Annotated in this window: 22 protein-coding genes; 11 read left to right on the top strand and 11 right to left on the bottom strand. The window is 67.4% G+C overall.

Going from position 1 to position 18,155, the window contains the following annotated elements:
• Positions 1–50: 50 nt before the first annotated feature.
• Both ACNTAO_RS02980 and ACNTAO_RS02985 read right to left on the bottom strand, forming a co-directional pair.
• Positions 51–374 carry a DUF7991 family protein gene (locus ACNTAO_RS02980; RefSeq protein ID WP_435160465.1) on the bottom strand — a complete coding sequence of 108 codons (324 nt, stop codon included), beginning with the start codon at positions 372–374 and terminating at the stop codon, positions 51–53.
• Between the two features lie 94 nt (positions 375–468).
• Positions 469–984, bottom strand: coding sequence for a DUF5813 family protein (locus ACNTAO_RS02985; RefSeq protein ID WP_435160466.1), 516 nt, complete (start codon positions 982–984; stop codon positions 469–471).
• A 100-nt stretch (positions 985–1,084) separates the two neighbouring features.
• Here ACNTAO_RS02985 and ACNTAO_RS02990 point away from each other — a divergent pair, with 100 nt between their 5' ends.
• Positions 1,085–2,272, top strand: a complete 1,188-nt coding sequence (locus tag ACNTAO_RS02990; RefSeq protein ID WP_435160467.1) for an amidohydrolase family protein — start codon at positions 1,085–1,087, stop codon at positions 2,270–2,272.
• 41 nt (positions 2,273–2,313) lie between these two features.
• Here ACNTAO_RS02990 and ACNTAO_RS02995 read toward each other — a convergent pair whose 3' ends face one another.
• Positions 2,314–2,733, bottom strand: coding sequence for a halocyanin domain-containing protein (locus ACNTAO_RS02995; RefSeq protein WP_435160468.1), 420 nt, complete (start codon positions 2,731–2,733; stop codon positions 2,314–2,316).
• An 87-nt stretch (positions 2,734–2,820) separates the two neighbouring features.
• On the opposite strand from ACNTAO_RS02995, the gene ACNTAO_RS03000 reads away from it, so the two are divergent.
• A complete protein-coding gene (locus ACNTAO_RS03000; RefSeq protein ID WP_435160469.1) occupies positions 2,821–3,276 on the top strand; it encodes a DUF5799 family protein in 456 nt (151 codons plus the stop codon).
• Positions 3,277–3,301: 25 nt separating this feature from the next.
• Here ACNTAO_RS03000 and ACNTAO_RS03005 read toward each other — a convergent pair whose 3' ends face one another.
• On the bottom strand, positions 3,302–3,460 hold the full coding sequence (locus ACNTAO_RS03005) for a DUF7557 family protein (protein WP_435160470.1): 159 nt from the start codon (positions 3,458–3,460) through the stop codon (positions 3,302–3,304).
• A 121-nt stretch (positions 3,461–3,581) separates the two neighbouring features.
• On the opposite strand from ACNTAO_RS03005, the gene ACNTAO_RS03010 reads away from it, so the two are divergent.
• The gene (locus ACNTAO_RS03010) at positions 3,582–4,673 is read left to right on the top strand and encodes a phosphotransferase family protein (protein WP_435160471.1); all 1,092 of its coding nucleotides are present in this window, start codon (positions 3,582–3,584) and stop codon (positions 4,671–4,673) included.
• Positions 4,674–4,725: 52 nt separating this feature from the next.
• On the opposite strand, the gene ACNTAO_RS03015 is transcribed toward ACNTAO_RS03010, so the two are convergent.
• Positions 4,726–5,547 (bottom strand): RIO1 family regulatory kinase/ATPase domain-containing protein, encoded by an 822-nt coding sequence (locus ACNTAO_RS03015; protein WP_435160472.1) that lies wholly within the window; start codon positions 5,545–5,547, stop codon positions 4,726–4,728.
• Positions 5,548–5,696: 149 nt separating this feature from the next.
• Positions 5,697–6,323 (bottom strand): hypothetical protein, encoded by a 627-nt coding sequence (locus ACNTAO_RS03020; protein ID WP_435160473.1) that lies wholly within the window; start codon positions 6,321–6,323, stop codon positions 5,697–5,699.
• 143 nt (positions 6,324–6,466) lie between these two features.
• Between ACNTAO_RS03020 and ACNTAO_RS03025 the strand changes: the two genes are divergently transcribed.
• Complete coding sequence (locus ACNTAO_RS03025; protein ID WP_435160677.1) at positions 6,467–7,069, top strand: halocyanin domain-containing protein; 603 nt, start codon at positions 6,467–6,469, stop codon at positions 7,067–7,069.
• Between the two features lie 67 nt (positions 7,070–7,136).
• On the top strand, positions 7,137–7,787 hold the full coding sequence (locus ACNTAO_RS03030; protein WP_435160474.1) for a DUF6517 family protein: 651 nt from the start codon (positions 7,137–7,139) through the stop codon (positions 7,785–7,787).
• Between the two features lie 14 nt (positions 7,788–7,801).
• Here ACNTAO_RS03030 and ACNTAO_RS03035 read toward each other — a convergent pair whose 3' ends face one another.
• Positions 7,802–8,956, bottom strand: coding sequence for a pyridoxal phosphate-dependent aminotransferase (locus ACNTAO_RS03035; protein WP_435160475.1), 1,155 nt, complete (start codon positions 8,954–8,956; stop codon positions 7,802–7,804).
• Positions 8,953–9,357: a 6,7-dimethyl-8-ribityllumazine synthase gene (gene ribH / locus ACNTAO_RS03040; protein WP_435160476.1), complete on the bottom strand. Its 405-nt coding sequence runs from the start codon at positions 9,355–9,357 to the stop codon at positions 8,953–8,955. Before ribH ends, ACNTAO_RS03035 begins: the two co-directional genes overlap by 4 nt.
• 91 nt (positions 9,358–9,448) lie before the next feature.
• Here ribH and msrA point away from each other — a divergent pair, with 91 nt between their 5' ends.
• Complete coding sequence (msrA, locus tag ACNTAO_RS03045) at positions 9,449–9,985, top strand: peptide-methionine (S)-S-oxide reductase MsrA (protein ID WP_435160477.1); 537 nt, start codon at positions 9,449–9,451, stop codon at positions 9,983–9,985.
• A 289-nt stretch (positions 9,986–10,274) separates the two neighbouring features.
• Positions 10,275–10,649: a DUF5305 family protein gene (locus tag ACNTAO_RS03050; RefSeq protein ID WP_435160478.1), complete on the top strand. Its 375-nt coding sequence runs from the start codon at positions 10,275–10,277 to the stop codon at positions 10,647–10,649.
• A 289-nt stretch (positions 10,650–10,938) separates the two neighbouring features.
• On the opposite strand, the gene ACNTAO_RS03055 is transcribed toward ACNTAO_RS03050, so the two are convergent.
• Together ACNTAO_RS03055 and coxB are read right to left on the bottom strand one after the other, a co-directional pair.
• A complete protein-coding gene (locus ACNTAO_RS03055; RefSeq protein WP_435160479.1) occupies positions 10,939–13,437 on the bottom strand; it encodes a cbb3-type cytochrome c oxidase subunit I in 2,499 nt (832 codons plus the stop codon).
• On the bottom strand, positions 13,434–14,270 hold the full coding sequence (coxB, locus tag ACNTAO_RS03060) for a cytochrome c oxidase subunit II (RefSeq protein WP_435160480.1): 837 nt from the start codon (positions 14,268–14,270) through the stop codon (positions 13,434–13,436). The genes ACNTAO_RS03055 and coxB overlap by 4 nt, the downstream gene beginning before the upstream one ends.
• A gap of 207 nt (positions 14,271–14,477) precedes the next feature.
• Between coxB and ACNTAO_RS03065 the strand changes: the two genes are divergently transcribed.
• A complete protein-coding gene (locus tag ACNTAO_RS03065) occupies positions 14,478–14,933 on the top strand; it encodes a hypothetical protein (protein WP_435160481.1) in 456 nt (151 codons plus the stop codon).
• Positions 14,934–14,989: 56 nt separating this feature from the next.
• On the opposite strand, the gene ACNTAO_RS03070 is transcribed toward ACNTAO_RS03065, so the two are convergent.
• Positions 14,990–15,190, bottom strand: coding sequence for a VNG_1110C family protein (locus tag ACNTAO_RS03070; protein ID WP_435160482.1), 201 nt, complete (start codon positions 15,188–15,190; stop codon positions 14,990–14,992).
• A 158-nt stretch (positions 15,191–15,348) separates the two neighbouring features.
• Here ACNTAO_RS03070 and ACNTAO_RS03075 point away from each other — a divergent pair, with 158 nt between their 5' ends.
• The 3 genes from ACNTAO_RS03075 to ACNTAO_RS03085 all read left to right on the top strand — a co-directional run bounded on the left by ACNTAO_RS03075 (position 15,349) and on the right by ACNTAO_RS03085 (position 18,138).
• A complete protein-coding gene (locus ACNTAO_RS03075; protein WP_435160483.1) occupies positions 15,349–16,458 on the top strand; it encodes an OBG GTPase family GTP-binding protein in 1,110 nt (369 codons plus the stop codon).
• A gap of 242 nt (positions 16,459–16,700) precedes the next feature.
• Positions 16,701–16,877, top strand: a complete 177-nt coding sequence (locus ACNTAO_RS03080; RefSeq protein ID WP_435160484.1) for a hypothetical protein — start codon at positions 16,701–16,703, stop codon at positions 16,875–16,877.
• 73 nt (positions 16,878–16,950) lie between these two features.
• Complete coding sequence (locus ACNTAO_RS03085) at positions 16,951–18,138, top strand: redox-regulated ATPase YchF (RefSeq protein WP_435160485.1); 1,188 nt, start codon at positions 16,951–16,953, stop codon at positions 18,136–18,138.
• The last annotated feature ends 17 nt before the right edge of the window (positions 18,139–18,155 follow it).

Below are 18,155 nucleotides of genomic sequence, written 5' to 3' on the forward strand. Positions count from 1 at the left end.
GCTGTCGTCGCCGGGTCGCGAACATCACACGGCGGTCGTCGAGTCGTCGATCACTGCGTGTCCGGTAGTTCGTACTCCTCCGGCGGGGGGACGTAGAGGTAGTCGATCACCGCACCGAGCACCACCGGGAGCCCGACGAGCGCACCGACGACGATGGTGGGGCTCCCCAGGTCGACTCCGGCTCCGACGCCCAAGAACCCGGTGAACACGAGCGTCGAGACGAACAACACCATCGGCGTCAACACGAGCGTGTACAATACCCACCCCCACGAGGTGGCGAGCCGCAGTCTGAAGAATCGGGTCGCCACGCCGGCGACGAGCGTGTGGAACGCGAGGAGACCGAGGAGCGTCGCAAACCCGACGAACGCGAGCATACACGTCGTTCGTCGTCGGGACTCTTTGCTGTGTCGCCCTGCCAGCGTTCGATCGAGCGTCTCACGGCAGACGACTGCGTTCGCCGCGCACGACTCAGAACGGCCCGCCGCCGCCCTGTTGTCTCGCCGACGAGATCAGCGAGTCGACCGGCGCTGTGTACTCGTACCCGGGGATGACGCCCTGGACGTAGGTTCCCTCGACGAAGTCGACGAGCGCGCCCGCGTCGTCGACGCCGCGTCGCTCGTTGAGGTCGGTCACCGACAGCCGCACGACGATCTCCTCGTCGGCGCGTTCGACGGTCGGATCGAAGGTGTGGTCGCCGCGGGTGACGCCGCCCACGTCGACGACGCGCCGCTCGAACGTCTCCGTCCAGCCGTCCTCGACCACGTCGGCGACGTGTTCGGCGGTGACCGCGGACAGCGTCGGGACACGGACGACCACGTCGTATCGGATGCGCGGGTCGTCTTCGGGAGTCGGCTCGGCCGTCACGGTCGCGTCGAAGGCGGTCGTCTCGAACGTCCACGTGGCCTCACCGGCCGGCGTAAACGAGTCGTGTGCACGAAACGCCCGGCGAACGCGGTCGGGGAGGGTGTGCTCGGGATCGCTCATACGTCTCCGTTCGTCCGCGCGAGCAAAAACGCCGCGCTGTCGGCCGACCAATCCGGCGCGCACACAACGGTTAACACCTGGAGCCCGCGTACCGCGGCACATGTACGCACTCGTCGGCGGGACGGTACACACGGCCATGGCCGAGGGAACGTTCGAGGGGACCGTCGTCTTCGACGACGGGATCGTCGCGCTCGGCGACGTCGAGCCGCCCGCGGAGGCGACGGTCGTCGACGTCGAGGGCCACCACGTCACGCCGGGGCTCGTCGACGCCCACAGCCACGCCGGGATGGCCGAGTGGGGTGAACCCGAGGACGCAGACATCAACGAGGGCACCGACGCGGTCACGCCACAGGTGTCGGCGCTCGACGGCTTCCACCCTCGCGACGAGGAGCTACGGCACGCGTTTCAACACGGCGTGACGGCCGTCTCCGCGCGGATGGGCTCGGGCAACGTGATCGGCGGCATCATCTGCTCGATGAAGACGTACGGCCGCACGGCAGACGAGATGTGCATCCGTGAAGACGGAATGAAGGCCGCGATGGGCGAGAATCCAAAGCGCTTCCACGGCGAGGAACACGACCGCCAGCCCGCGACGCGTCCCGGCGTGGCCGCCACCCTTCGGTCCGCACTCATGGCGGCCGAAGACTACGTCGACCGGCGCAAACACGCCCGCGAGTCGGGCGAGCCGTTCGACCGCGACCTCGGCATGGAGAACCTCGCACGCGTGCTCACAGAGGATCTCCCACTACGGGTCCACGCTCACCGGACCGACGACATCATGACCGTCTTCCGCATCGCCGAGGAGTTCAGTATCGACGCGCTCTCGATAGAGCACGCGACCGAAGGACACCTGATCGCCGAGGAGTTCGCGGCGCGGGACGTACCGGCGGTCGTCGGCCCCTCGTTGTACTCGGGTGCGAAGTACGAGCTTCGAAACATCACCTTCGAGACGCCCGCGATCCTCCACGAAGTAGGCGTGAAGGTCGCCATCCAGACCGACGCGCCGGTGCTTCCGCAACACCACCTCGACGTCTGTGTCGGCCTCGCCGTGCGCGAGGGGCTCCCGCCCGAGGTGGCACTCGAGTCGGTGACGCGACACCCCGCGGAGATCCTCGGGATCGACGACCGGGTCGGAACCCTCGAGGTTGGGACCGACGCCGACGTCGCGGTGTGGGACGGGGTCTTCTACGAGAACGACAGCAAGACGCGGCACGTCTTCGTCGACGGCGAACACGTCTTCGACCGAGAGCGCGACGCCGTCGACCCGCGCGACGCGTACGACTGGTGATCGTGGACGGTTGGTGAGGGGGACCGTATCCAGGGAACGGCTCACTCGACGACGACGACGCCGCGCATGCCCTGCGTCTGGTGGGGCGTACACACGTACTCGACGGTGCCCGGCTCGGTGAACGTGTGCGTGAAGGTGTGACCGGCCTCTGCGGTCAGCGTCGACTCGAACGACTCGTCGACGGCGACGACGTTGTGGCCGCCGCCACGACCGGTCCACTCCCAGGCCACGGTCGTGCCGGCGTCGATGCGAACGGGCGCCGGGTCGAAGGCGAACCCGTTACCGGCACCGACGGCGACGGCGACCTCGTCCTGGCCGGTTCGATCGACGGGTGGCGCGTTCACGTCCGTCGTCGGGGGATCACCGCCGTCTGTGCCTCCGGCACCGCCACATCCCGCGAGCGAGACGAGCGAGGTGACCCCGAGCGCGCCGAGGATCGCCCGCCGACTGTGTTCGACCATATCGGTCGTTGGTGCCGGCGAGCTAAAACGTCTCGACTGCTCCCACCGGGTGGAAGAGGTTTTCACCGACAGCGACGAAGAGCGGGTATGAGCGAGTGGACCGACGCCATCGTCGGCGAGCGCATGACCGTCGACAACCAGTTCACCGACCGGGTTACCGCCTCCCGCTTCTCGAGTCAGGAGTGGGGACTGATCATGACCGCGACCGAGTTCGAGATCGCAGACGCAGACGATCCAGACGCGGCGCGGATCGTCGCGGACACGACGAGCCTCCCAGCCGTGATGCCCGAGTTGGAGAACGTCCGCTCGCAGGTCGCCGCGATGGGCGGTGCCACGAACGACGGCGGTGGGGGCGGCTCGGGCGGCGGGATCCTCGGATCGGTGCTCGGCGCACTCGGTCTCGGCGGGGGTTCGAGCGACGGCCCGAGTGACGAGGAGCTCGAGGCTGCAGAACAGCTGGTCCAAGCGTACGCGGACGAGCTCCAAGCGCACTTAGAGGAAGCCGGGCGGTGGGAACAGATCCGGATCGCCTACCAGGAGTAGCCGGCGGAAACCGCGGTCGGGACCCTCACGCGTCGTCGCCGTTTGTGCTGTTCTCGACGGACGGTCGTACGTCCGCGTCGCGGCCGACGATCAGCTCACGGACGAGGTCGTCGTACTCTTCGCCGTCGGTGCGGAGCGCGTCGAGTCGCTCGACCGTCTCGTCGTCGAGGTGTATCTGTGGCATAGCGGCGATTCGTCCGACCGGGTCAAAAGCGTGTGGAACGCCTCGGCACCCGGTGTGCCCGTGACGGCGGCGACGCGTTCGGGAGCACAACGCTTTTCGAAGCCGCCCGGCCACCGACCGTATGCACCAGTCGGTCGAGACGGCGCTTGACGCCGCCTTCCCCGACCGAACGGTCGTCGGCGTCGAGAGCGCCGGGCCCTCCTGGAACGGCGGCAACGAGACGGTCTCCGTGGTCTTCGCCGACGGCCGCCACGCCTACCTGAAGACGGCCGTCGACGGCGCTGGCCACCGGCTCGACCGAGAGGCGGCGACGCTCGCGTACCTCCGTGCGCACCGATCGCTTCCCGTCCCGGCGACGCTCGCGGTCGAGACGAGCGGCCCGGTACCGTACCTCGCTACTGCGCCCGCCCCTGGTCAGTCCGTCGACGAGCGCTTCGAGACGGCAGGGCCCGACACACAGGAGTGGCTCCTCCGCCAGGTCGGCCGGGCGGTCGCGGCGCTTCACGCGGTGCGGTTCGACGACCACGGCACGATTCGTGGGCGCGGCGAGACGGTCGGCCGTGGAGAGACGGTGGATCGTAGAGAGACGGTCGGTCGTGGTACGCCGGCTGAATCCAACGATGCAGTCGAGAGCCCATCCGCGCGACCGGGGCTCGAGTTGTCGATCGCGCCGTGGCCGGACGTCCTCCTCGAGACCGTCGAACAGACCCGCGAGATCGCCACGACCGACCGACTCGACCGACACTTCGACGCGGTCGTCGACTGCATCGAGAGACGTCGCCTGCTGCTCGAGGACGCTCCCGCGGCGCTGCTTCACGGCGACGTCACCAAGCCGAACGCGTTCGCGGTCGACGGGCAGAGTGGTGCTTCCGCCGGCGACATCGGGCTGCTCGACTGGGAGCTCGCTCACGTCGGCGACCCGTCCCGCGACCTCGTCCGGGCGCGTGATCAGCTGTGTAACGGGTTCGACTCCGAGGGCCCCGATCGACTCACCGACGCCGTCATCGACGGGTACCGAGACCGCGCCGGAGGCCTGCCGGCGGGATTCGAGGTCCGGGAGTCGATCTACCGCGTCGTTCGCGTGCTCGGCCGGTCCGGGTTCCTCGACCAGTGGGTGCCGTACCTCGGCGAGCCGATGGCGGCGCTCGTCGACCGGATCGACGCCGAACTCGACTCGCGGCTGGCTGCGGTCCGCCGCGCGACGGACAAGTGAACGGTCCGTGAGGCGGCCTCGGGACGTCGACTGCGGGCCAGCGTCGTGGTCGTCACCCCCCGTCCGCGTCCGGCGGACCGGCGGCGCGCTTTTCTATCTCGCCGCGCAGCTTCGCCGCGTCGAAGTCGTGGTCCGGTCGAATCGCGACGAAGTCGAGGAATCGTCTGGCGGCGAGCAGCGCGTCCGAGTCGTAGCTCGTCAGCGCCGCGTCGACGGCACTCGTCGCCCCCACGAGCGGTTCGAGCGCCGCGAGCGCGCTCGCGAGGTCGTAGGACCGAGCGTCGGTCCGACCGTCGTCGCTCACGTTCGTCGCGTCGATCACGTACAGCTCGCCGTCCAACACGAGCACGTTCTCCGCGCGGAGGTCGCCGTGTGCGAGCCCCGCGTCGTGGATCGTCGCGAGGGCGTCGAACAACGCCGGGGCGAGCGCGCGACACGAATCGGCGTCGAGCTCGTCGAGCGTACAGAACTCGGGGAGGTACTCCGCGACGACGACGCCGAGGTCGCCCACCGCGAGCGCCTCGATCGGCTCCGGGGCGTTCACGCCGAGGTCGCGGACCTGTCGGGTTGCCTCAAGCTCGTGACGCGCCATCTCGTAGGGCGTCTCGTGGCGTTCGAAGAATCCCTCGCTGCCGGCCGAGAACGCCCCGAGGTTTCGGCCGGTGGTAAACAGCGTGTGGACGAGCGTGTTCTGTGGCGTGATCACCTTCACGAAGCGATCGTCGTCGAGCACCATCGGCGTCGACAGCCAGTTGTCGGCGTCAAGAAACTCGATTCGGACGCAGTCACGGTCGTACCGGTCCGCCAACTCGCGTCCGACCCGCTCCAGCGCTGGCCAGTCTGCGCTGCCGCGGACGAGCCGGCGAAACGACATACACGCACGATACCGCCTCCTCGCGTATAAACTGTCGCGCGAGGGTCGTGCGATGGGAACGGCCGCCCGTCGAGCCCGATGTGAGGCCCGTCGAGCCCGATGTGAACTACCGGCGTCGCGCGGTGTGTGACCGCGGCGTGTCGTGCGGATCAGCCGCCGCCGGCATCGGCCTCATCGCCCGCGCCATCCGGCCCCTCGACGAGGTCGTCGTCGACGGCGTGAATCGCGTCTACGAGACGCGAGGGAGTCGGCACGGCGTCGAAGAACGCACGGGAGCCGAAGGAGGCGTCGCCGTTGACCGAGAGGTATCCCACGTCGGGCGGATCGCCGGCGAGCCCCGTGAGAAACCCGACGGTCCGGACGATGGGGACGTCGTCGACGCGTCCGGCCCGTGTGACCGACTCGTACAGCCGTCGGTGGGTTGCGACGTGGTACACGCACGTCGGCGTCGGCGCGAAGAACAGGTAGTAGCGCGCGCCGGGTTCGGTCCGGCCGAGTCGCGGCCGGAGCGCGTGTGTCTCGTCCGCGTGGAAGTAGCGCTGCATCCGGTTGAACTGTCTGAGCATCGCGTTGGCGCCCGTCGCCTGGCGGACCGCCGCGTCGGCTTTCAACTCGATCACGTGATCGACACGCGTCGGGGTTCGGCGTCGGACGTACAGGTCGACGACCCCCTGACGGCCGGCCGCGTCGTACGGCTCCTCGAGGCGAACGACCGGGTCCGCGAAGACGGCCTCGTAGTGGTCGACCAGCCGCGCCGCCAGCTCGTCTTCCCGCATGCTACGGCGGAGGCGTGGCTACTGCTTAACGGGTGGCATTCGGTCGACATCCAGCCGCAGGCGGTCGATCGCTACCGAACGTTCGGTCGGATCGGCGGGACGGATCAACGCCCTTGTATGTGCTCGCGTGGTACCGAACGATGATGGCACGAAGAGTCTCTCGACGGCGGTATCTCGTTGGGACTGGCGCGGCGCTCACCACCGGACTGCTCGCCGGCTGTTCCGGCGGAAGCGGCGGTGAGAGCGAAGAAAGTAGCAGCGAAGAGAGCAGCAGTGACGGCGGCAGCGACGAGGGGAGCAGTGACGGTGGCAGTGGAGCGGAGAGCAGCGGTGAGGAGAGCAGCAGCGACGGGAGCAGCGTCGAGATGCTCGACGACGTGCCGGCCGAAATCGACGACTACCTCAGCGAGGGCGAGGCCAAACAGTACGAGGGGACGATCGCCGACTACACCGGCCAGGACGAGGTCGTCGTCGACGTCGGTGCCGGCGACATCGGCTTCGCGTTCGCCCCACCGGCGATCCGCGTCGACGCCGGCACGACCGTGGTCTGGGAGTGGACCGGCGAGGGCGGGGCACACAACGTCGTCTCCGAGGACGCCGCCGCGACTCAGTTCAACAGCGGCGACCCGATAGACGAGCAGGGCTACACCTTCGAACAGACGTTCGAGTCGGCGGGTATCCAGCTGTACTACTGCACGCCGCACAAGGCGAACGGCAAGATCGGCGGCGTCGAAGTCGTCGAATAGCGGGCACGAAGGCGGCCTTTTTATCATCGCGGTGCGAACCGGTCGCGCACCTACTGGAGTGACCTGTATGCGACGACGACACTTCGCGGCGAGCGTGACCGGGCTTACGATCGGGCTCGCCGGCTGCGCCGCGACACAGACCGAGTTCGAGGCCGCACCGGGACGATTCAGCGCCGCTGCGGCCGACGCGGCCGGCTACCGGCTGGTGACCGAGACGGAGGCGGTCGCGCGACGAACGGTCGACCTCGGCGGGTCACAACGCGAGATCACCGTTCGAAACCAGGTCGCCGAGTACGAGCGAGACGTGGTCGTCGCCGGGGGCGAACGCCCACTTGCCGGGGCGACGGTGGTCACCACGCCGTCGATCGCCGTCGCCGGCCGTGAGTTCAATCCGGTCGCCGACGCGTCTCTCGACTCGCTCGCCGATCGGGCGGCAGAGCGCGTCGGCGACCAGCTAGCCGGTGATGGACTCGACGGTCTATCGTCGGTCGGCGAAGAACAAGCCACCGTGCTCGGGACAGCGACCACACTCGGAGTCTTCGAGGGGACGACACGGGTCGGGCCGACGACCGCGACGCTTCGGCTCCTCGTCTGTCGGGTGTCACACGCCGGTGATTTCGTCCTCGTCGGAGTGACCTACCCGGCCGCGCTCACAGCGGCAGAGCGCCCCCGCGCCGACACGCTGTTCGCTGGGGTCGAACACGATACTGACGGCTGAGTGGCGGCGGCTGTCTAGAGGAGGTCGTTCGTGACGAGTCGATCGACCGCCTCGCGGAGCCGTTCTTCACTCGCCGCGTACGAGATCCGCGCGAAGCCGGGCGCGTTGAACGCGGTGCCGGGGACACACGCGACCGACGCCTCCTCGATGGCGCGCTCGCACCACGCCGCGTCGTCGTCGTCGACCGGGATCATCATGTAGAAGGCTCCCTCGCCGACGTCGACGTCGACGTCGTGTTCCTCGAACAAGTCGACGAGCAGGTCACGGCGGTCGGCGAACGCCTGGCGCATCTCTTCGACCGCCTCGTCGGTGTGCTCGAGCGCCTCGACGCCCGCGTGCTGGACGAAGTTCGTCGCACACGAGACCGAGTGTGAGTGGAGCTTGCCCGCCTGACTCACGAACGCCTCGGTGGCGTGGAGGTACCCGAGTCGCCAGCCGGTCATCGAGTACGCCTTCGAGAAGCCGTTGATCGTGACGGTGCGGTCGTCCATCCCGTCGAGGCTCGCGAGCGCGACGTGGTCGGCGTCGTAGACGATCTGGCCGTATATCTCGTCGGAGATCACGGCGACGTCGTGTTCGACGGCGAGGTCGCGGACGCCCTCGAGTGCCGTCTCAGAGAACACCGCGCCCGTCGGGTTCGACGGGGAGTTGACGACGAGGAGGGCAGTGTCGTCGGAGACCGCCTCGGCGAGGTCGTCGAGAGCGGGCTCAAGTTGGAAGCCGTGCGGGGCCAGATCGACGCGGGAGAGCGCACCGCCGGCGAGTTTGACCATCGCCTCGTAGGAGACCCACGCGGGGTCGAGGAGGACGACCTCGTCGCCGTCGTCGACGAGCGTGCCGATCGTCTCGTACAGCGCTTGTTTACCGCCGGGCGTGACGATCACCTCCTCGGCGGTCGCGTCGACGCCCTGTCCGCGGAGCTTCTCGGCGATGCCCTCGCGGAGCGCGGGGATCCCGTTCGAGGAGGTGTAGCCGGTGTGACCGGCGTCGAGGGCGGCTTTCCCCGCCTCGACGACGTTCGCGGGGGTGTCGAAGTCCGGCTCGCCGACCGAGAGGTCGACGATGTCTGCACCCTCGGCCTCCTTTTCTGCGGCCAGGTTCGATATCGCCAGCGTCGCGCTGGGCTCTACGCGTCCGATTCGGTCGGAGTAGTCGTACACGTCGGTCATGGAAGTTCTTCGGTGAGGTCGATGGCGGCGTGGGCGGCCTCTGCGCCCTTGTCGATGCGTTCGCGCGCCTCTGCGCCGGACATCCCCGGGCCGCTCACGCCGAAGGTGACCGGGGTGTCGCGGTCGAGGCTCACCCGGGTGAGCCCCTCGGCCGTCGCGTCGGCGATGACGCGGTCGTGGTCGGTGTCGCCGGTGACTATCGCGCCGACGACCGCGACCGCGTCGACGTCGTCGCGTCGGGCCAGTCGGTCGGCGGCCAGCGGGCTGTCGTAGACGCCCGGCACGGTCAGTTCGGTGGTGACGACCGCGCCGCGGTCGGTGGCTGCATCCCTGGCGGCGGCGGCCATCGGCTCCGTGACGGAGTCGTTGAACCGGGCCACCACGAGTCCCAGCGAGACCATACCTCGACTCAAACCGGCGACGGCAAAGGTCTACCGTTCGGCGACGACCGCCCGGGCGTCATTTAAGCCCGCGCGGGCCCTACGTCGTCGCATGACAGACCAACACGAGGCGGCGACGCTGGGCGGCGGCTGCTTCTGGTGTATCGAGGCGGCACTCGAAGAGCTGGCGGGCGTCGAGTCGGTGACGTCGGGCTATGCCGGCGGCCACACGAGCGATCCGTCTTACCGGGCAGTGTGTTCCGGGTCGACCGGTCACGCCGAGGTGGTACAGGTCGAGTACGATCCGACGGTGATCGCGTACGCCGACCTGCTCGAGGCGTTCTTCGCCATTCACTACCCGACACAGCGTAACCGCCAGGGACCCGACGTGGGGAGCCAGTACCGCTCGATCGTCTTGACCCACGACGAGGCGCAACGCGAGACCGCGGCGGCCTACATCGAGGCGCTCGACGCGGAACTCGACGACGACGTCGTCACCGAACTCGAGCCGCTCGAGACGTTCTACCGTGCCGAAGAAAAACACCAGGACTACTTCGCGAAGCACCCGGACGACGCCTACTGTACGTTCCACGCACAGCCGAAAGTCGAGAAGGTGCGGGCGGAGTTCGAGTCGCTCGTGGCGGAGTGAGCGGACGGTCGAGACGCCGACGCGACGGTCGAGACGCCGACGCGACGGTCGAGGTTCCGACGCGACAGTCAGCCCCCCTCGAACACTGTTGCGGTGGCGCGCGCCTCGCGGGCCGCGAAACGTGCCCGCGAGCGCGTGCGAGGGATGAGCGAGGGAGCGCAGCGACCGAGCGAATCGGCTGGGGAGGGTGTGGCGAAGTGGTGTCCGGGTGTCGCGCGGTCGTCTCGGTCACACAGTCATCAACAACGTACAGAATCGGCTGGGGAGGGTGTGGCGAAGTGGTGTCCGGGTGTCGCGCGGTCGTCTCGGCCATACGATCACCGTACGCGTACGAGAGCGGCTCGCGTACGAAGACGACCGTCGCGACTTCGACGAGTGGATCTCACCGATTCGGCTACCGAAGGCGGCGGTCGACCTTCCACGAGCCGAGGCGACAACGCTCGGCGCACTCGTGGACTTCGCTATCGACACCGACAACAGTGTCGTCGACGACCCGGACGATTCGGCGTACTACGTCGGTCACGACGGCTATCTCTACACGTACCACCCGCCACGGGTCGACGCAGAGCCAACCGGTGAGTCGGCGCAAACGGGCAACTCGTCGGCCGATGCCGACGCTGACCACGACGACACCTCGTCCGGCGGCCGGGTACGCTGCAGGTGACCCTTCACCGCCGGCAGACGACGACTGAGCCGCGTGTCTCACTCATACCTAATTCCCATACACGGTGGCGCGTCACCGCTGGAGACGGTCACCACGGTCGCATGAACGTGTCGTGAGAGGTCGACGGGTGACGGCGGCCGCGGACGGCGCGACCCAAGCGCGATCGTGAACCGCCTCGGGGTCAAGTGGTTCGAGACGCGAAGCGTCTCGTCATCACGGAAATCTCCGATTTCCGTACGACCCCGAGGCACTCGGCCTGCTCCGCCTGTAGAACGGAATCCGCGTCTCCTCAGAAGAGGTAAAACAGCGGGAAGAGGAACACCCAGACGATGTCCACGAAGTGCCAGTAGAGGCCGAAGTACTCGATCGGCCGGTTGTCGTCGAGGTACGCCCCCTGGTACGCCCGGTAGAACAGGAACCCGGCGATGAGCAGCCCACCGACGACGTGGATGCCGTGGAGGCCGGTCGTGACGTAGTAGATCGACGCCTGGATCGGGTCACCGTGTGCGTTCGCCGAGATCGTCACGCCGCGGTGGAAGATCTCGTGGTGCCACTCCCATAGCTTGATCGCGAGGAACGTACAGCCGAGCACGATCGTCGTCCCGAGCGTCGCCAACACGCCCTTCCGGCTCCCCCGGTGGGCGGCCACGAGCGCCAGGATAACCGTGAACGACGACGTGAGCAGCACGAACGTGTTGATCAGTCCGGGCAGCGACTCCGTCAGCGGCTGCCAGGTTCGCCACCCGGCGTTGAACCGGATGAACACCGCAGCCGAGATGAACGCCCCGAAGACGATCACGTCGGACGCGAGGAAGAACCACATGCCGAGTTTGACCTTCTCGACGCCGTTGAACGGCCAGCGCTCGGCGAACTCCGTCGGCGGCGCGTAGAAGTCCTCGAGGCCCCACTTCACGCCGGTGTACACGAGCGCGAGGAGACCGAGGACGGCGAACACCGGGTACATCGGGTTCGTCACCGTGAGCCCGGTCGCAGCCAGCGACTCACCGAGCGTGAACGTGACCGTCTCACGGAAGCCGGAGAGACCGAACAGGAAGATACCCGTCGCCAGCGAGAGCGCAAATGGCCAGATGCTCGCGTGGCTCGGGTGTTTGTCCCAGTGTGGGTACGCGCGGATGTGGTTCGAGTGTGCGTCGCCGCCGTCGGTGACGGCGTTGCCGTTCTCGTCGGCTCGCACGGCCGGGCCACCGTCAGGCACGTAGTCTTTCACGAACTCGAGCTTTCCGGAGGCGTACGAGGGGCGGTTCGGCCAGTTCTCGAGTGGCGGCGGCGACGGCACCGCCCACTCGGCCGTGCGCGAGTAGTCCCACGGGTTCTCGCCTGCGTCCTCGCCGGCGACGTACGACTTCGCGAGGTTGTAGAACATGATGAAAAAGGAGCCACCGAGCACGAACGCGCCGACGGTCCCCGCCTGGTGGATCGGCTGGAACGCCGGGTTGTACTCGAAGACGCGCCGCGGCGTCTCCCACGCGAGGAACATGGAGAAGTACACCGCGTTGAAGCCGAGGAAGAACGTCACGAAGTGCACTTTTCCGAGGAACTCGTCGTACATCTTCCCCGTCATCTTCGGGAACCAGTAGTAGACCCCGCCGACGAGCGCCGTCGCCCCACCGAACATCACGTAGTGGAAGTGCGCAACGACCCAGTAGGTGCCACGGAACTCGTAGTCGAGCACGATGGCGCCGAGGAAGACGCCCGTGATACCGCCGAGGATGAACAACAACAGCGCGCCGAACGCGAAGAGGAACGGCGTGGTGAACTGGATTCGTCCCTTCATCAGCGTGTAGATCAGCGCGAACACCAGCAGGTCGAACGGGAGCGAGATGCCGATGGTCGTCGCCATCATCAGCGTCTTGATCTCGAGGTTGATCGTCGTCAAGAACATGTGGTGCATCCACACGAGGAACGACTGCACGGCGATCAGACAGATCGCGATGATGACCCACTTCCGGCCGACGAGTCGACGCCCGGAGAACGTCTGGAAGAGCTCGAGCATCACGCCGAGCGCGGGGAAGAAGACGATGTACACCTCTGGGTGGCCGAAGAACCACCAGAGGTGTCCCCACAGCAGCGAGCCGCCCTCGGTCGCCGAGAAGTAGACGCTCCCGAGGACGCGGTCGGCACCGAGGATCATCATCGCCGCGAGCAGCGCGGCGAACGCGAACAACATCATCCACACGGTCGCGAGGATAGACCAGGTGAACATCGGCATGTCCATGATGCCCATGCCCTCGGCGCGCGAGTGGTGGATCGACGTGAGGAAGTTCACCGTCGAGGCGGTGACGCCGACGACGAACATGAACAGCGCGAGGATCGCCCCCGTCGACCCGATCGTCGGCGTGTACATCGGCACGTTGAGCGGCGCGTACATCGTCCACCCCGCGCTCAACGTCCCGCCCTGGAAGAAGCTGAGCCCGAGCAGCACGCCCGAGAAGAGGTACATCCAGTACGACAACGCGTTGAGCCGCGGGAACGCGAGGTCGTCGGCACCGATCTGTAGCGGCACGAAGTAGTTCGCGAAGGCGAACGCGAACGGCGAGAGGAACCAGAACACCATGATCAACCCGTGGGCGGTGACGGCCTCGTTGTACGCGAGCCCAGAGAGGATGTGGTTCGCCGGATCCCACAGCTGCAGACGGATGAGAAGCGCCATCACGCCGCCGAACAGCAGGAAGAACAGCGACGTGATCAGATAGAGGATCCCGATGTCTTTGTGATTCGTCGTGACGAGCCATCGGCGGACGGAGGTGGTCGGCGGCAGTTCGCTCACGCGAGGACACCTCCGACGGTCGCACGGTCACCGCCGCGGGTCACGCGGTCGACGCTCACGGACGCGCTCTCGGTCCCGTCGAGCGTCGTCGCCTCGACGCTCGAGCTGTTTTCGGCTGCGGCGTCACTGCCCGTGTTCGCGTACCACTCCTCCCACTCGTCCTGCGGGAGGACGGTGATCTGTCCTTTCATCGCCGAGTGGCCGGAGCCACAGAGCTCGAAACACTCGACCATGTACGTCGCCTCGCCGCCCTGTGCTTCGACCTCCTCGGAGCTGACGGAGAACCACGTCTCGCTCTCCTCGCCAGGGATAGCATCAGACTTGATGCGTAACTCCGAGGAGCCGAAGTTGTGCCACACGTCTCGTGAGGTCACCGTCAAGTCGATCCGCTGGTCGGCCGGGACGACGAGTTCGCTCATCTCGGAGTGCCCGTTGGGGTAGATGTACTCCCAGCCGAACTGGTACCCTTCGACCGTGATCTCGATGTCGCCTTCTGCGCCGGTGTCGGGGCCGTCCTCAACGTATAGGAGGAGACCGTACGCGTACACCACGAGGCTGATCACGACGACCGCACTCAGCCCGAACGAGAGGAAGAGTTTCTTCGCCTTCGGCCCGCCCTGTCCGGTCGGGAGCTCACCGACGACCGGCGCGTCGAACTCCTCGTCGGGGTCGCTGCCGTCGTCGCGGTACTTGTAGACGTTCCACAGCGTGTACGAGACCACGACGATGCCGACGAGGGTGCCGAGCGAGAGGAAGACGAAGAAGATCTCTTCGAACACCTCCGCTTGCGCCTGCCAGTCGGTCCCTTGCTGTAGGGTGATTGGGTCTATCATGTTCGTCTCTCAGCTCTGCTTTGTCAGAAGGTGAAAGCGCACTTAGCTCTTTTGTACTCCACCGTCCGGTGGCCCGACCGCGTACCGAAAACCACCGTCGAGCACACGGTCGTGAACCTCCTCGTAGGGTCGCTGTCGGACCGTCGGCGACCGTGTACACGAAGGCTATTTGTACACACGGGCGAACTGGACGATACCGAGGACATCATGGTTTCGCTCACCCTCTTGAGTACCGCGTTGATGGGGCTACTCGTCGTCGGGACGTTTGCCGCCGTCGCGCGGATCGGCAGCAAACGCACCGCGCCGGGCACGGACGACGCCGTGGACCGCTACACCGCCGTGACCCACGCGCTCCGCGACCTCGCCCGCACCCCGGCGGTGTGGTCGATCGCGTTCGTCGTGCTCGCGTTGGGCGTCGGTGGGCTCGCGGTGCTCGCAGTCGGCAACTTCGACCTCGTCGAGGGGCTTTCGGGGTCGCTCTTCGCCGTCGTCTACGGCGTGGTCGGACTCCTGCTCGTCGGGTTCGTCTTCGCCGGGGCGTACTTCGGCGCTCGCGGCCGTGGGCTTGGAAACGCCCATGGTATTGCCGCCGGGTCGTTCGCCGCCGGACTGGCGTTCCTCGTGCTCGTCGTCGGACAGCTCATCGTCGGCGTCATCGGCTAAGGCCGGCGGGGGCTCACCGGAGACGGGGCGACGGCGGAGACAGCGCGGAGCGTCGCTCACGCGATCGAGACGCCGTGTCGGGTCAAGAACGCGCTCGCGGTCTTGATCGCGGTCGGGCTGCCGACGATCCGACGGTGCGAACCGTCTTCGACGATCGTCACGGTACACCGCGCTTCGAGCGCGTCGCGGAGCCCATTGAGTGCGTGAGCGGGGACGCGGATCTGCGTACTGTCGCGGAACGTCGCGGCGTCTGGCATTCGACGTCTCGACTGACGGCCGACCATCAGATAACCGTGTCGAAGTATCAGTCCAACAACTCGTGGGCGCGACCACGGCCGTCGGTCGCACGGTGACGCCCGCAGTCCGCGGATACGGAAGGACACGTTTAACGACTCCACCGGCCGAGTGGGACACGATGGGACTGGAAGAGGAGATCGAGGACCTCCGCGAGGAGATCGCCACCACGCCCTACAACAAGGCGACCGAGGCGCACGTCGGGCGGCTGAAGGCGAAGCTCGCGGAGAAAAAAGAGAAACTGGAGAACCAGTCCTCGGCCGGCGGCGGCCACGGCTACGCCGTCGAGAAACACGGCGACGCCACCGTCGCGCTCGTCGGGTTCCCGAGCGTCGGTAAGTCGACGCTCATCAACGCGCTCACCAACGCCGACAGCGAGGTCGGTTCGTACGAGTTCACGACGCTCGACGTCAACCCGGGGATGTTGCAGTACCGCGGCGCTAACATCCAGATGCTCGACGTGCCAGGGCTGATCGAAGGGGCGGCTGGCGGGCGCGGCGGCGGCAAGGAGGTGCTCTCTGTCGTCCGCACCGCGGACCTCGTCGTCTTCGTGCTCTCGGTGTTCGAGATCGAGCAGTACGACCGGCTCCACGAGGAGCTGTACGCGACGAACATCCGGCTCGACACGAGGCCGCCGACGGTCACGATCCGCAAGACGCACAAAGACGGGATCCAGGTCACGACCGGTGACGGCGTGACACTCGACGAGGAGACCGTGACGCAGGTGTTACGCGAGTACGGCTACGTCAACGCCCAGGTCACGATCCCACACGACCTCACGATCGACGAGTTGGTCGACGCCGTCATGGACAACCGGGTGTACCTCCCGTCGATGGTGACGGTGAACAAAGCCGACTTGATCGACCGCGACTACCTCCCCACGGTGAACGAGGCACTCCGGGAACGCGACCTCGACCCCGAGGAGGTCGTGTTCATCTCCGCCGAGGAAGAGCGCGGGCTCGACGGGCTCAAAGCGCGCCTGTGGTCGGAGCTCGGGCTCATCCGGGTCTACATGGACAAGCCGGGCCGCGGGGTCGACTACGAGGAACCGTTGGTGTTGTTCGCGGGGGCGACCGTCGGCGACGCCTGCGAGAAGCTCGGCGGCGAGCTCGACGAGCGATTCAAGTTCGCACGGGTGTCCGGGCCGAGCGCGAAACACGACGAACAGCAGGTCGGAAAGGGCCACGAGCTCGCAGACGAGGACGTGCTCCGGGTCGTCGCTCGAAAATGAGACTGTACGCGGGACGGCGTGGGGTCTGAGACCAGACAGGAGACCGCGTAGGATCTGAGACCAGACAGGAGACCGCGTAGGATCTGAGACCGTCGAGAGGGAAGAAGTGTGTCTGCTGCGTGTGGTTCGACTCGGTAGCGCGTCTCTCGGAGTGTCCGGTGTCGCTTCGTTTCGGGTGTTCGAGGGCGCTTCGTTCCGAGTGCGCAGGGTTCCCGCGTCGGAGACGAGTCGCCGGGCGCAGTGTGGCCGCCCCGCAACCGCACCGCGCCTCGCGGCTCACGGCAGAACCGTTCGCCGGCCGAGCGCTCCCGATGGTCGCGCTCGGCACCTCCCCAGCCGCGTCGCTCACTGCGTTCGCGACGCCCTCGCGCTCGGTTCGCGCCCGCTGGGCGCTCACCGGAGCGCGCCAACGGGTGTGAATCATGCGGCTGGGGCCCGGCCTACTAACGGGGCGACCGAAAGGTGCTTTTCGTGTCGTCGCCTCGCTCGGACATGATCACGGTCGCGCTGGCCGGCAAGCCGAACGCCGGCAAGTCGACGTTCTACACTGCTTCGACGATGGCCGACGTCGACGTCGCCAACTACCCGTTCACCACGATAGACGCGAACCGCGGCGTGGCGGCCGTCCGTACCCGCTGTCCCTGTCTCGACCGCGACCGGCGGTGTGGCAACGATCGCTGTCACGACGGCGTCCGGTACGTTCCGGTCGAGCTTCTCGACGTCGCCGGGCTCGTCCCCGGCGCCCACGAGGGACGGGGGCTCGGCAACCGGTTCCTCGACGAACTGACCGCCGCGGACGTCGTGTTACAGGTCGTCGACGCCTCCGGCGGGACGAGCGCCGAGGGAGAGCCGGTCGAACCGGGCAGCCGAGATCCGGCAGCAGACGTCGACTTCGTCGACGAGGAACTCGACGCCTGGCTCGCGGGGCTCGTCGACGACAACTGGGAGAGCGTCGAACGAAAGTCGCGCTCGCCCGAGTTCGACCTCGAGGCCGCGCTCACGGCGATGTTGACCGGCGTCGGCGCCACAGAACCCGACGTCGCGGCCGTGTTGCGTGACCTCGCGTACCCCGACGATCCAAAGCGGTGGACGGGGGGAGACCGCGACCGCCTCGCGCGGGCGATTCGCACCAGAACGAAGCCGATGGTCGTGGTCGCGAACAAGGCCGACGCCGCGTCCGAAGCGACCCTCGAGCGACTCCGCGTGGGTACCGACAAGCCGGTCGTGCCGGCGACCGCAGACGGAGAGCTCGCACTGCGTCGGGCGGTCGAGGCGGGCGTCGTCGCCTACAACCCCGGCGACGACGACTTCGACGTCGTCGGTGACGTCTCCGACGCCCAGCGGACGGGGCTCGATGCGATCCGCGAGGTGATGGCTCGGCTCGGCGGAACGGGCGTGCAGTCGGCGCTGAACGCGGCCGTCTACGACCGGCTGGACCGGATCACAGTCTACCCGGTTCAGGACGCGAGTCGGTGGACCGACGGGTCCGGGACGATGCTCCCAGACGCGTTCTTGCTACCGACGGGCTCGACGCCGCGTGACCTCGCGTACGCGGTACACACGGACATCGGCGACGGGTACCTCCACGCGGTCGACGCCCGGTCGAGCCGCCGGATCGGTGAGGATCACGAGCTCGCAGAAGGCGACGTGGTGAAGATCGTCTCGACGGCTGGCCCGTGAGCCGGCAGCACCGAAGC

Source organism: Halorubrum zhoui (assembly GCF_051194155.1).
In the GTDB taxonomy this organism is placed as follows: Archaea; Halobacteriota; Halobacteria; order Halobacteriales; family Haloferacaceae; genus Halorubrum.

What these genes read in the sequence shown, in the direction of transcription:
- ACNTAO_RS03015 (WP_435160472.1), bottom strand. Translation starts at nt 5,547, where the DNA reads ATGTCGTTTCGCCGGCTCGTCCGCGGCAGCGCAGACTGGCCAGCGCTG.
- ACNTAO_RS02985 (WP_435160466.1), bottom strand. Translation starts at nt 984, where the DNA reads ATGAGCGATCCCGAGCACACCCTCCCCGACCGCGTTCGCCGGGCGTTT.
- ACNTAO_RS03075 (WP_435160483.1), top strand. Translation starts at nt 15,349, where the DNA reads ATGGGACTGGAAGAGGAGATCGAGGACCTCCGCGAGGAGATCGCCACC.
- ACNTAO_RS03065 (WP_435160481.1), top strand. Translation starts at nt 14,478, where the DNA reads ATGGTTTCGCTCACCCTCTTGAGTACCGCGTTGATGGGGCTACTCGTC.
- ACNTAO_RS03030 (WP_435160474.1), top strand. Translation starts at nt 7,137, where the DNA reads ATGCGACGACGACACTTCGCGGCGAGCGTGACCGGGCTTACGATCGGG.
- ribH (WP_435160476.1), bottom strand. Translation starts at nt 9,357, where the DNA reads ATGGTCTCGCTGGGACTCGTGGTGGCCCGGTTCAACGACTCCGTCACG.
- msrA (WP_435160477.1), top strand. Translation starts at nt 9,449, where the DNA reads ATGACAGACCAACACGAGGCGGCGACGCTGGGCGGCGGCTGCTTCTGG.
- ACNTAO_RS02980 (WP_435160465.1), bottom strand. Translation starts at nt 374, where the DNA reads ATGCTCGCGTTCGTCGGGTTTGCGACGCTCCTCGGTCTCCTCGCGTTC.
- ACNTAO_RS03035 (WP_435160475.1), bottom strand. Translation starts at nt 8,956, where the DNA reads ATGACCGACGTGTACGACTACTCCGACCGAATCGGACGCGTAGAGCCC.
- ACNTAO_RS03070 (WP_435160482.1), bottom strand. Translation starts at nt 15,190, where the DNA reads ATGCCAGACGCCGCGACGTTCCGCGACAGTACGCAGATCCGCGTCCCC.
- coxB (WP_435160480.1), bottom strand. Translation starts at nt 14,270, where the DNA reads ATGATAGACCCAATCACCCTACAGCAAGGGACCGACTGGCAGGCGCAA.
- ACNTAO_RS02995 (WP_435160468.1), bottom strand. Translation starts at nt 2,733, where the DNA reads ATGGTCGAACACAGTCGGCGGGCGATCCTCGGCGCGCTCGGGGTCACC.
- ACNTAO_RS03085 (WP_435160485.1), top strand. Translation starts at nt 16,951, where the DNA reads ATGATCACGGTCGCGCTGGCCGGCAAGCCGAACGCCGGCAAGTCGACG.
- ACNTAO_RS03000 (WP_435160469.1), top strand. Translation starts at nt 2,821, where the DNA reads ATGAGCGAGTGGACCGACGCCATCGTCGGCGAGCGCATGACCGTCGAC.
- ACNTAO_RS03020 (WP_435160473.1), bottom strand. Translation starts at nt 6,323, where the DNA reads ATGCGGGAAGACGAGCTGGCGGCGCGGCTGGTCGACCACTACGAGGCC.
- ACNTAO_RS03005 (WP_435160470.1), bottom strand. Translation starts at nt 3,460, where the DNA reads ATGCCACAGATACACCTCGACGACGAGACGGTCGAGCGACTCGACGCG.
- ACNTAO_RS02990 (WP_435160467.1), top strand. Translation starts at nt 1,085, where the DNA reads ATGTACGCACTCGTCGGCGGGACGGTACACACGGCCATGGCCGAGGGA.
- ACNTAO_RS03025 (WP_435160677.1), top strand. Translation starts at nt 6,467, where the DNA reads ATGGCACGAAGAGTCTCTCGACGGCGGTATCTCGTTGGGACTGGCGCG.
- ACNTAO_RS03010 (WP_435160471.1), top strand. Translation starts at nt 3,582, where the DNA reads ATGCACCAGTCGGTCGAGACGGCGCTTGACGCCGCCTTCCCCGACCGA.